Annotated in this window: 13 protein-coding genes; 12 read left to right on the plus strand and 1 reads right to left on the minus strand. The window is 36.5% G+C overall.

Annotated elements, in window-relative coordinates; all coding sequences use genetic code 11:
- Positions 1–152 precede the first annotated feature (152 nt).
- Positions 153–374, minus strand: a complete 222-nt coding sequence (locus C1A05_RS10470; protein WP_102028186.1) for a DUF1128 domain-containing protein — start codon at positions 372–374, stop codon at positions 153–155.
- Positions 375–515: 141 nt separating this feature from the next.
- Between C1A05_RS10470 and smc the strand changes: the two genes are divergently transcribed.
- The 12 genes from smc (at position 516) to ylqF (ending at position 11649) form a co-directional block, all read left to right on the plus strand.
- A complete protein-coding gene (gene smc / locus C1A05_RS10475; RefSeq protein ID WP_102028187.1) occupies positions 516–4082 on the plus strand; it encodes a chromosome segregation protein SMC in 3567 nt (1188 codons plus the stop codon).
- 17 nt (positions 4083–4099) lie between these two features.
- Positions 4100–5089 carry a signal recognition particle-docking protein FtsY gene (gene ftsY / locus C1A05_RS10480; protein ID WP_102028188.1) on the plus strand — a complete coding sequence of 330 codons (990 nt, stop codon included), beginning with the start codon at positions 4100–4102 and terminating at the stop codon, positions 5087–5089.
- Between the two features lie 116 nt (positions 5090–5205).
- Positions 5206–5538: a putative DNA-binding protein gene (locus C1A05_RS10485; RefSeq protein ID WP_102028189.1), complete on the plus strand. Its 333-nt coding sequence runs from the start codon at positions 5206–5208 to the stop codon at positions 5536–5538.
- A gap of 15 nt (positions 5539–5553) precedes the next feature.
- Positions 5554–6894 carry a signal recognition particle protein gene (gene ffh / locus C1A05_RS10490; RefSeq protein ID WP_102028190.1) on the plus strand — a complete coding sequence of 447 codons (1341 nt, stop codon included), beginning with the start codon at positions 5554–5556 and terminating at the stop codon, positions 6892–6894.
- Between the two features lie 154 nt (positions 6895–7048).
- The gene (gene rpsP, locus C1A05_RS10495; protein WP_102028191.1) at positions 7049–7321 is read left to right on the plus strand and encodes a 30S ribosomal protein S16; all 273 of its coding nucleotides are present in this window, start codon (positions 7049–7051) and stop codon (positions 7319–7321) included.
- Positions 7322–7336: 15 nt separating this feature from the next.
- Positions 7337–7564 (plus strand): KH domain-containing protein, encoded by a 228-nt coding sequence (locus tag C1A05_RS10500; protein WP_102028192.1) that lies wholly within the window; start codon positions 7337–7339, stop codon positions 7562–7564.
- Positions 7565–7733: 169 nt separating this feature from the next.
- Positions 7734–8123: a YlqD family protein gene (locus C1A05_RS10505; RefSeq protein ID WP_102028193.1), complete on the plus strand. Its 390-nt coding sequence runs from the start codon at positions 7734–7736 to the stop codon at positions 8121–8123.
- 17 nt (positions 8124–8140) lie between these two features.
- Positions 8141–8653 (plus strand): ribosome maturation factor RimM, encoded by a 513-nt coding sequence (gene rimM, locus C1A05_RS10510; RefSeq protein WP_102028194.1) that lies wholly within the window; start codon positions 8141–8143, stop codon positions 8651–8653.
- The gene (gene trmD / locus C1A05_RS10515) at positions 8653–9387 is read left to right on the plus strand and encodes a tRNA (guanosine(37)-N1)-methyltransferase TrmD (RefSeq protein ID WP_102028195.1); all 735 of its coding nucleotides are present in this window, start codon (positions 8653–8655) and stop codon (positions 9385–9387) included. The genes rimM and trmD overlap by 1 nt, the downstream gene beginning before the upstream one ends.
- Positions 9388–9513: 126 nt before the next feature.
- On the plus strand, positions 9514–9858 hold the full coding sequence (gene rplS, locus C1A05_RS10520) for a 50S ribosomal protein L19 (protein ID WP_102028196.1): 345 nt from the start codon (positions 9514–9516) through the stop codon (positions 9856–9858).
- A gap of 337 nt (positions 9859–10195) precedes the next feature.
- On the plus strand, positions 10196–10750 hold the full coding sequence (lepB, locus tag C1A05_RS10525) for a signal peptidase I (RefSeq protein WP_102028197.1): 555 nt from the start codon (positions 10196–10198) through the stop codon (positions 10748–10750).
- A gap of 35 nt (positions 10751–10785) precedes the next feature.
- Positions 10786–11649, plus strand: coding sequence for a ribosome biogenesis GTPase YlqF (ylqF, locus tag C1A05_RS10530; RefSeq protein ID WP_102028198.1), 864 nt, complete (start codon positions 10786–10788; stop codon positions 11647–11649).
- The last annotated feature ends 79 nt before the right edge of the window (positions 11650–11728 follow it).

Below are 11728 nucleotides of genomic sequence, written 5' to 3' on the forward strand. Positions count from 1 at the left end.
CCATTTCTCTGATTAATTCCCTCGGTAATTTCATGTCGAAAAACCTCCTTGGCAAAAATTATTTATCCTAATTCTTGCCAAGGAGGATTGTTTTGAAACCTATTTACACAACTTTTTCCGCACCGTCTCCATATGGACAAGGGGTTTCCTATTTACTTCGCTCGATATTTGCTTAGTTCCTCTAAGACTGCTTGAATTTCGGATACACTTAAGCTTCCCTTACTTTTAACCATGTTGTAAAGTCCATGAATCTCCTCAAAATGTTCAAGCTGGTAATGCTCGGGATCTAGGATAGAACGATTGATTACCTTTAAATAGTCAGCAAGTCCATTAATAATGCTTGCTAAATTTTGTTCAGTAGCTTCTAAACTCAAAAAATCACTCCTTACCCCACTATTATAGGGAATATCTTCTTTACTTTCTTAATCTATGATAAAATATATTAGTTGAAATATATAGTTAATATGACAAAAAACTTAAAAAAATATAGAAATGAAACACGGGAGGAAAAAATTATGTTCCTCAAACGTTTAGATACAGTAGGATTTAAATCGTTTGCAGAAAGAATTTCAGTTGATTTTGTTCCAGGGGTAACAGCCGTTGTTGGACCGAATGGTAGTGGGAAAAGTAATATAACAGATGCAATTCGCTGGGTGTTAGGTGAGCAATCGGCCAGGTCTTTACGTGGGACGAAAATGGAAGATATTATTTTTGCTGGAAGTGATACGCGAAAGGCGTTGAACTTTGCAGAAGTAACCCTTACGCTGGACAACCAAGATAATACATTACCAATTGATTATCAAGAAGTAAGCATAACCCGACGAGTTTACCGATCTGGTGAAAGTGAATTTTTGATTAACCAACAATCCTGTCGGTTAAAGGATATAATTGACTTATTTATGGACTCTGGACTAGGGAAAGAAGCTTTTTCCATTATTAGTCAAGGAAAGGTTGAGGAAATCCTTAGCTCCAAGCCAGAGGATAGACGGTCTATTTTTGAAGAAGCTGCTGGTGTACTAAAGTATAAGCAACGTAAGAAAAAAGCAGAGTTTAAGCTAACAGAAACACAAGAAAACCTTTTCCGAATTCAAGATATACTTCATGAAATAGAAGGTCAACTCGATCCGTTAAAAATTCAGGCAGAAAAAGCAAAAGACTATTTAGAGAAAAAAGAGGAATTAAAAAAGCATGAAGTATCTCTATTGGCGACGGAAATTGAAATGCTACATAGGGAATGGGAATCTCTACTAGCTGAAATTGAAAACAAGAAGGAGCAAGCTCTGGCAAAAGAATCGGAAATCAATACGGAAGAAGCAAAGCTTGAGAAAGAAAAGAGCGATATTCAAAGAATTGATGAAATCATGGAGCAAAAGCAAGCAAACCTTCTTACTTTAATTCAGGAAATAGAGAACCTAGAAGGTCGTAGGAATCTCTTACAGGAACGAATGAAGCATTATGAGGAAAACAAAGATAAATTATTAACCGATCAAGAAAAGGCTACAGAAAAAGTAAATCAGCTGCATTCACAATTAGATAGCGAAAAGGAACTTTTACAGACGTTCCTAACTAGCAGAGATAAAGTGAAAGAAGCGATTACTACAATTGAAAAACAAACAGGTCTTACGCAGGAAAGCATTGAAAGTCAAATAGAGGAATTAAAGAGTGATTTTATTGAGGTTTTGAATGAGCAAGCAGCTAAGCGAAATGAATCAGAAAGCATTGAACGTAATTTGCAGCAAAATATTCTGAAGCGCGAAAAAATGAAAGAACGATTCCAAGAGCTGCTAAAACAAAGAGAAGAGATTTTAGAAACGAAAGCAGAGTTGACGAAAAAACTACAAAAGGTTTCCGAAACACGTCAACAGGAAGAACAAAAAGCTACGTCCATTAAACAACTGATAACCAATGAAAGACAAGGGATTCAGCAAGATGAGCAAAAATTAAATCAAGGCTATCAGCTGCTACAAAAGCTCCGTTCGAAAAAAGAGATGCTAGAAGAAATGAAGGAAGACTTCGCAGGTTTTTTCCATGGTGTTAAAGCAGTTTTAAAAGCTAGAGATCGAAAAGAACTAACTGGAATTCATGGTGCCGTTGCAGAGAAAATTGATATTCCACCAGAATTAATTGTAGCGATTGAAACGGCTTTAGGAGGACAGGCACAACATATTATTACGGAAAATGAACAATCTGCACGTGAAGCGATTAACTGGTTGAAGCGTACGAATAATGGTAGAGCAACGTTTTTACCTATGACGACGATTCAGTCAAAAGAAATACCCCATAATATGGTTGTGAACATTCAGTCCCATAAAGGATTTGTTGGTGTTGCAAGTAATTTAATTCGCTTTGATGATACGTATTCGAAAATATTAAAATCTCTATTAGGCCATATTGTGATTGCGAAGACGTTGAAGGATGCCAATGAAATTGCGAGTTTAACAAGCCGAAGATATCGTGTTGTGACATTGGAGGGAGATGTAGTAAACCCAGGTGGGTCTATGACAGGTGGTGCTCAGAAAAAGACGAATCATTCTTTATTTACTAGAGAAAAAGAACTCGTTCAAGTTAGTAACAAGTTGAAGGACTTTGAAACGAAGACGAAGACATTTGAAGAAGAGTTGGCTACTGCAAAAGCATCCATAAATAAGAAAGAAATAGAGCTAGAGCAGTTAGAGCAGCAATTACAAAAGCTTCGTAATGAAGAGCATTCTTTATCCGGTACACGGAGAGAAATTGAAATAAAAGAGTCCAATGTTAATGATCACTTGACTCTCTATGACCAAGATGAAGCGCAGTTTAAGAAGGAAGAGAAAGAGTTAACAGAATCCAAATCCATTATCTCCAAACGCCTAACTGAACTAGAACACGAAGCGAATCTCATTCAAACTAAAATTGATGAGCTATCGAAAGAGCACTCCAATCAAAAAATGAATAAAGAAAAACTACAGGATGAATTAAATAAACTGCAAATCCAATTAGCTGAACATGAGAGTAATGTTAAGAATCAAAGAGAGAAAGTCTCTAGTTTGACGAGTCAACTTCATGATATTCAAGCGGAAAAGACGATCGTGGACCAAGAGCTGCAGCAAATGGAAGAATTAAAGGAAAATGGTCAAACAAATGAAGAAATAGATTCCCTTCTAATAGAGAAACGAAAACAAAAAAATGAAGTGGAATGGATGATTCAACAGAAAAAAGAAGAAAAACAAAAACGAAATCATTTCGTTGCCGATATGGAACGGGAATTAAAAGAAGAAAGTAGACAACTAACAAGCTGGAAAAATGAGATCCAGGAAAAGGAAGTGCGAGCGAATCGTCTAGATGTAGAACTAGAAAATCGCTTAGCACAGCTTCAGGAAGATTACATGCTTTCCTATGAAAAGGCGATGACTACTTTTGGAAAAACCGATAATATTGAAGAAGCAAAACAAATTGTTAAAACGATTAAACAAGCTATCGATCGGTTAGGTAATGTAAATCTCGGTGCAATAGAAGAATATGACCGAATTAAAGAACGATACGAATTTTTAAATACACAGCAAAACGATTTGCTTGAGGCTAAGAATACTCTTCATACCGTAATTAGTGAAATGGATGAAGAAATGATAAAACGATTTGAAACGACATTTGTTCAAATTCAACATGAGTTTGCACTTGTTTTTAAAGAACTATTTGGAGGCGGACGGGCAGAATTAAAACTAACAGACCCAAGTAATATGCTAGATACAGGTGTTGATATTGTTGCACAGCCGCCGGGTAAAAAGCTGCAAAATTTAGGATTACTGTCCGGTGGAGAAAGAGCACTAACAGCTATTGCATTATTATTTGCCATTTTACGTGTTCGACCAGTACCATTTTGTGTATTGGATGAAGTGGAAGCTGCCTTAGATGATGCCAATGTTAGTCGTTATGCGAAATATTTAAACTTCTTTAGCGAGCAAACACAATTTATTGTCATTACACACCGAAAAGGTACAATGGAAGAAGCGGATGTACTATATGGTGTTACAATGCAAGAGTCAGGTGTTTCCAAATTAGTTTCTGTTAAACTAGAAGAAACAGAAGAAATGTTGAAGGTTTAGAAAGGTAGGGAAGGATTTTGAGTTTTTTTAAAAAGCTGAAAGAGAAATTGAATTTGAAAACAGAAGAAACCTCAGATAAGTATAAAGATGGTCTATCCAAAACGAGAAATTCATTCGCAACGAAATTGAATGATTTAGTTGCGAAATACCGAAAAGTAGATGAAGCGTTTTTTGAAGAATTAGAAGAGGTATTAATAACAGCAGATGTTGGTGTAAATACCGTAATGGAATTGATAGATGAGTTGGAAATGGAAGTAAAGCGTCGTAAAATCAAGGATACCTCTGAGGTTGTTGAGGTAATCTCCGAGAAGCTTGTTGAGATTTATTATGGTGATGATGAGGAAGGAGATATCGAAAAGCTTCATTTAAACGAAGAGGGTTTATCCGTTATTCTATTCGTTGGTGTAAATGGTGTTGGTAAAACGACAACAATAGGAAAATTAGCACATCGATTAAAAGAAGAAGGTAAGTCCGTTATGCTTGCAGCTGGCGATACATTCCGTGCTGGTGCAATCGATCAATTAAATGTTTGGGGCGATCGAGTTGGAGTTGAGGTCGTTAAACATAGTGAGGGAAGTGATCCGGCAGCTGTTATTTATGATGGAATCCAAGCAGCGAAATCAAGGGGAGTAGACGTTTTGCTTTGTGATACGGCAGGGAGATTACAAAACAAAGTGAATTTAATGAACGAACTAGAAAAAGTGAAGAGAGTTATTTCTAAAGAAATACCAGATGCACCTCACGAAGTGTTACTTGTGTTAGATGCAACGACAGGACAAAATGCAATGAGCCAAGCAAAAACTTTTTCGCAATCTACCAATGTTACAGGAATTGTATTATCGAAACTTGATGGTACCGCAAAAGGTGGTATTATTTTAGCAATCCGTAACGAATTGTCTATTCCAGTTAAGTTTGTTGGTTTAGGAGAAAAAGTTACCGACCTGCAACCATTTGACGCCAATGCTTATGTATATGGATTGTTTGCTGATTTAGTTGATAAAGAGTAGGAAAACAGAGTAACGATTATCATTTTAATTACGTAAACATCCTTGACACTACACATAAATGTCCGTTACTCTATAAGTGAATGTAAAGGCATTTCACTTAACAAGGAGTGCTGATTATGATACAAAAAACAACGCGTATTAATTATTTGTTTGACTTCTATCAAGAGCTTTTAACACCTAAACAAAGAAATTATTTAGAAATGTATTATTTGGAAGATTTTTCGTTAGGTGAAATTGCCGATCAGTTTGAAGTTAGTAGACAGGCTGTTTATGACAATATAAAGCGAACAGAAGCAATGTTAGAAGAGTATGAAGAGAAACTTCATCTTTATGAAAAATTTGAAAAACGGCAAGAAATGATTGCGCAACTAAAAGAATTTGCAAAGCGTGATAAAATGAATCATACGGAACTGTTTGAAATAATCGAGCAGTTTGAAAATCTTGATTAACGAGGGAGGCTTATTATGGCATTCGAAGGATTAGCCGACCGACTGCAAAAGACGATCCAGAAAATTACCGGCAAAGGAAAAGTTTCCGAGGCTGATGTAAAAGAAATGACGAGAGAAGTGCGTCTTGCATTACTAGAAGCGGACGTAAACTTCAAAGTTGTTAAAGATTTTGTGAATCGTGTAAAGACCCGTGCAATTGGTCAAGAAGTAATGGAAAGTTTGACACCAGGACAGCAAGTTATAAAGGTAGTAAAAGATGAACTTGCGGACCTAATGGGTGGAGAGCAAAGTAAAATAGCAGTAAACAATAAACCGCCTACAGTAATCATGATGGTTGGTTTACAAGGTGCTGGTAAAACGACTACTACAGGTAAACTAGCAAATCATCTACGAAAAAAGCATAATCGGAAACCATTACTTGTAGCGGCAGATGTTTACCGCCCAGCTGCCATAAATCAGCTGGAAACTCTAGGAAAACAGCTTGATTTGCCAGTTTTTGCTCTAGGTACAGAAGCAAATCCTGTAGATATTGCTACACAAGCTATTCAGCATGCAAAAGAGAATCACCTAGATTATGTATTAATTGATACTGCGGGCCGATTACATGTAGATGAGAATCTCATGGATGAATTAGTCCAAATTAAAGCAAATGTAAACCCGGATGAAATTTTCTTAGTAGTAGATGCCATGACCGGTCAAGACGCAGTTAACGTTGCGGAAAGTTTTAATGAACAATTAGACGTAACTGGTGTCGTACTTACCAAGCTTGATGGGGATACACGTGGTGGTGCTGCACTTTCGATTAAAGCCGTTACTGGAAAACCAATTAAGTTTGCGGGTATGGGTGAAAAGTTAGACCAATTAGAACCTTTCTATCCAGAACGTATGGCTTCTCGGATCCTAGGTATGGGTGATGTCCTTTCTTTGATTGAAAAAGCCCAGGAAAATGTAGATGAGAAGAAAGCCAAACAGCTAGAAGAGAAAATGCGTACGATGAGCTTTACATTTGAGGATTTCCTTGAGCAAATGCAGCAGGTTAAAAATATGGGACCATTAGATGAGCTCCTGAATATGATGCCAGGAATGAACAAGATGAAAGGGTTAAAAAACGTACAAGTAGATGAAAAACAACTTGGACATGTAGAAGCGATTATTCAATCGATGACAAAAGAAGAACGAGTTAACCCGGAAATCATGAATGGAAGTAGAAAAAAGCGTATTGCAAAAGGTTCTGGTACTTCAGTTGCAGAAGTGAATCGTCTGTTAAAGCAATTTGAAGACATGAAAAAAATGATGAAACAAATGACAAATGTGAAAAAAGGGAAAAAGAAGGGACTCAATTTCCCATTTATGTAGATTAGATTATAAAATTTATGGAACTGGAAAAAGCCCGGTGTTATGCGCTTTTTCTTAGGGGATTTTATAATGTAATGTAAAAATACTTTACAGACATAAAAATGTCTGTTAAAATTCTATCTTGTGTAAAACATTTATTGTGGAGGTGCTAAACATGGCAGTAAAAATTCGACTAAAAAGAATGGGTTCTAAAAGAAAACCATTTTATCGTGTAGTAGTTGCTGATTCACGTTCTCCTCGTGACGGACGTTTTATTGATCAAATTGGAACATACAATCCAGTTGCTGAACCAGCACTAGTTGACTTAGATGAAAACAAAGCATTAGATTGGATGGCTAAAGGTGCAAAGCCTAGCGATACAGTACGTAACTTGTTTTCACAAGAAGGCATCATGAAGAAATTCCATGAATCTAAAAACCAAAAGTAAAGTAGTGGTGATATCATGAAGGCCTTAATTGAGACCATTGTTCGTCCGCTTGTTGATTATCCGGAGCACATCGTTGTCACGGAGGAAGAAAATGAACACAAAATCCGATATCATCTATCTGTTCATGAAAATGATGTAGGTAAAGTGATTGGGAAAAATGGTCGAATTGCTAAGGCGATTCGAACCGTAGTGTACGCAGCAGGGTCTGATGTGAAGAAAAAGGTTTATTTAGATATTATGTAAGCTGTAAGAGAGAATTCGTCTTGTTCAGGCGAATTTTGCTCGAACAGCTTTACTTGAGATAAGAGAACATCATAACACTTATCCAACACGACAGAATGGGAGAGGGCTAACCTTTCCCTTTTTTATATGTAAAGCAATTGCTTCCCATTATGGTTAGGGGGTGTCCCTCATGAAAGTAATCCGAAAAACACAAGTTAAGCAAGTAATTACACAGGATAGCAAAGACAACCTTAAATCGAAATTCCAAACTCAATTATCTCAGCTTGATAACGAGTGTAATCAACTACAGTTTGAAAAACGCAAATTACTTACAAAAAAGAATTTGTCCTCAAGTGACGTACATAAAAGATTCCAACAAGAAATTGATCGTAGACAAAATAAAATGAAGTGGATAGAATATCAACTGGAGCAGTTGGACATTTTACCAATAGGTAGCGAAATAACAGAATCGGAAATAGATGAAATGATAGATGTTCAAATCGGCGACAACTGGAAGAAAATCATGGATGAAAATCGATCTGTTATTATAAAAGATGGTATTGTAATACGAATTGAATAAAGGTAGGGCGTCGTTGTATGAAAATGTATAATGTAGGAAAAATTGTTAATACACATGGAATTAAAGGCGATGTTAAAGTAATACGTATCACAGACTTTGATGAACGCTTCGCTAAGGGTTCCAAGCTATTTTGGGCCTCAAAGGATGGGAGTAAGAAGTTATCTCTAGAGGTGGATGGCCATAGAAGGCATAAAAATGTAGATTTACTACATTTTAAAGGGTATGAATCCATTAATGAAGTAGAATTTTTAAAAGAAGGCACTCTACAAGTATCAGAAGAGCAATTAACAGATTTAGACGAAGGAGAATTTTACTACTACGAAATTATCGGATGCACCGTATACACGGTTCTAGGTGAGGAGCTTGGGAAAATAAAAGAAATATTAGCTCCTGGCGCAAATGATGTTTGGGTAGTGCAACGAAAAGGAAAAAAAGACCTATTAATTCCGTATATTGAAGAAGTAGTAAAAGAAGTAAACATCGAGCAAGAGAAAGTAATTATTGATCCAATGGAAGGACTCATAGAGTAATGCAAATTGATATCTTAACGTTATTCCCGGAAATGTTTGAAGGTGTTCTACAATCATCTATTTTAAAAAAAGCACAGGAACAAGGTGCGTTTACTTATGAAACGATTAACTTTCGAACATTTACGGAAAACAAACATCAAAAAGTAGACGATTATCCATATGGTGGTGGAGCTGGAATGGTGCTATCACCACAGCCTATTTTCGATGCAGTGGAACATGTAAAAACGAAGCGTCAAACATCTCCGAGAATCATATTAATGTGTCCACAAGGAGAACAGTATACACAATCGAAAGCAGAAGAATTGGCTAAAGAAGAACATTTAATTTTTATTTGTGGCCATTACGAAGGATACGATGAAAGAATTCGTACCCATTTAGTTACAGATGAAATATCGATAGGTGATTATGTCTTAACTGGTGGCGAATTAGGGGCAATGGTCGTAATGGATAGTGTGGTTCGACTTTTGCCGGGAGTATTAGGAAATGATGAGTCTGCTATCCAAGATTCCTTCTCTACTGGTCTATTAGAACATCCACATTATACAAGACCACGTGATTTTAGAGGTATGAAAGTACCAGAAGTTATTACATCCGGTAACCATCAAAAAATAGAGGAATGGCGTAAAAGAGAATCTTTGAAAAGAACCTTGGAAAGGCGACCGGATTTATTAGAAAACATTACGCTAAGTGAAGAAGAAAAAAAGTGGTTAAACGAGTGGAAGAAAAATCTATGACGTATTGCATCTAGCAACCAATTATGGTATATTTACATTTGTGCTTAAGAGTTCTTAAGCGTTAATGACGATACTCCGCTGCTAGTTTTTAAAGCATGAGTGTTTGTTGGAAGGAGTGACAAACGTATGCAAGAAATTCTTAAAAAAGTAACGAGTGATCAACTGCGTACTGATCATCCTGATTTCCGTCCTGGTGACACACTTAAAGTACACGTGAAGGTTGTTGAAGGTAACCGTGAGCGTATCCAGGTATTTGAAGGTGTAGTTATTAAGCGTCGTGGTAGTGGAATCAGCGAAACTTTCACTGTACGTAAAATATCATACGGTGTAGGTGTTGAACGTACATTCCCTGTACATTCCCCTCGAGTTGATAAGATCGAAGTATCTCGTCGTGGTAAAGTACGTCGTGCTAAGTTGTACTACCTACGTGCATTACGTGGTAAAGCAGCTCGTATTAAAGAAATTCGATAAAAATCTAGCGTTAAGAAAAGAGCGCGTGGAGCGCTTGAAGCTAGGTAGTAAAAAGGAGCTTGGATTTTCAAGCTCCTTTTTTTATCGTATAATGAACGATAAGTACTACGAAGAGAGCATTTCTTCCTGTGCAATCATTCCAATCGAAACGATACATTTACAAGTCTTTGTATCGTATGTAAACTCGTCTTCTGTAGTCCTAAATAACGTTAGAAAAACAATATCCAATCATTTTAATTCAAATGTGAAAAATACGATACAATAAATAGGGTAGTCTATAATAGGGTTAACATAGAGACATTTGTATGCTTGTTCGGTAAACTGCGGAGGGAAACGTATGACGCAAAATAAGGAATGGATTAGCTGGATTAAACTTATTCTACTAGCATTTATCGTAGCATTAGGTGTACGAACTTTCCTCGTTACGCCAACCGTTGTAGAAGGGGTTTCCATGCAGCCTACTTTACAGGACGGCGATCGAATCATAATTAATAAATTTAGTTATTTGATTAGTGAGCCTAAACGATTCGATATCATTGTCTTTCATGCTAATAAAGAGCAAAACTTTATTAAACGAATTATCGGATTGCCAGGTGAGCACATTCATTATAAAGATGAAACGTTATATGTAAATGGAGAGCCTATTAATGAAGCTTTTATAGACGATAGACTTGACTCACTTCAACCTAAAAGTCATTATACACACGATTTTAGTTTAGAAATGATCCCTGGACAAAACAAAACAATTCCTAAAGGATATGTTTTAGTATTAGGGGACAACCGAACAAATTCCACAGATAGTCGTGAATTAGGATTAGTATCCTATGATCAAATAGTTGGCAAAGCGATAATGGTCTATTGGCCATTTGAAGATTTAGGCTCTATAAACTAACATACATACCTATTTTTTATAAAGGGTGATGAAAATTGACAATACAATGGTTCCCTGGCCATATGGCAAAAGCCAAAAGGGAAGTTCAAGAAAAATTAAAGCTTGTAGATTTTGTGATTGAGCTAGTAGATGCAAGAGTTCCTGTATCCTCACAAAATCCTATGCTACAAGAAGTTCTTGGCCAAAAGGACAAGTTAGTACTTTTAATGAAAAAAGATTTAGCAGACCCAAAGGTAACCAAAGAATGGCAAAACTACTTTGCTGAAAAGGGCATTCAAGCAATAGCAATAAATGCCCATGAATCTAGTGATATCCAACAAATTATAAAAGAAGCAAAAGCACTTGGTGAAAAGAAATTAGAGCGACTCGTAAAGAAGGGAATAAAACCAAGACCAATACGGGCCATGATTGTTGGAATCCCGAACGTTGGAAAGTCCACGGTAATTAATCGTTTAGTGAAAAAGAAAATTGCCAAAACCGGTGATCGACCAGGTGTTACCACCAGCCAACAGTGGATTAAAGTGAAGAAGGACTTTGAATTATTAGATACCCCAGGGATTCTATGGCCGAAATTTGAAGATAAAGAAGTGGGATACAAACTAGCTGCCATTGGCACAATTAAAGACCAAATTTTACATTTAGACGATATTGCAGTATATATATTAAAATTTATGAAGGAACATTATCCAAAACAGTTAGTAGAACGATATCATATTGATTTAGAGGAAGAAGAAATAGTAGCATGGTTTGATGAAATAGGTAAACGACGAGGGTGCTTAGCAAGTGGAGGCATCGTTGATTACGATAAAACGTCAGAAGTTATCATACAAGACTTACGTTCTTCTAAGCTAGGCTTTGTATCATTCGATTGGCCAAAAGAGAAGGAAGAGTTGAATTAAAAGGTATCTATCTGTTGGTAGATGCCTTTTCCTTACTGTTAAGGAATTAGGAACTATCGATAAGCAGCTTGTCTATGCT

The sequence above is a fragment of the Salirhabdus sp. Marseille-P4669 genome (genome assembly GCF_900240405.1).
Classification (GTDB): Bacteria; Bacillota; Bacilli; order Bacillales; family Alkalibacillaceae; genus OEQK01.

Coding starts and splice junctions, on each gene's coding strand:
- C1A05_RS10500 (WP_102028192.1), top strand. CDS start 7,337: ATGAAGGCCTTAATTGAGACCATTGTTCGTCCGCTTGTTGATTATCCG.
- trmD (WP_102028195.1), top strand. CDS start 8,653: ATGCAAATTGATATCTTAACGTTATTCCCGGAAATGTTTGAAGGTGTT.
- C1A05_RS10505 (WP_102028193.1), top strand. CDS start 7,734: ATGAAAGTAATCCGAAAAACACAAGTTAAGCAAGTAATTACACAGGAT.
- rpsP (WP_102028191.1), top strand. CDS start 7,049: ATGGCAGTAAAAATTCGACTAAAAAGAATGGGTTCTAAAAGAAAACCA.
- lepB (WP_102028197.1), top strand. CDS start 10,196: ATGACGCAAAATAAGGAATGGATTAGCTGGATTAAACTTATTCTACTA.
- smc (WP_102028187.1), top strand. CDS start 516: ATGTTCCTCAAACGTTTAGATACAGTAGGATTTAAATCGTTTGCAGAA.
- rplS (WP_102028196.1), top strand. CDS start 9,514: ATGCAAGAAATTCTTAAAAAAGTAACGAGTGATCAACTGCGTACTGAT.
- rimM (WP_102028194.1), top strand. CDS start 8,141: ATGAAAATGTATAATGTAGGAAAAATTGTTAATACACATGGAATTAAA.
- ffh (WP_102028190.1), top strand. CDS start 5,554: ATGGCATTCGAAGGATTAGCCGACCGACTGCAAAAGACGATCCAGAAA.
- C1A05_RS10485 (WP_102028189.1), top strand. CDS start 5,206: ATGATACAAAAAACAACGCGTATTAATTATTTGTTTGACTTCTATCAA.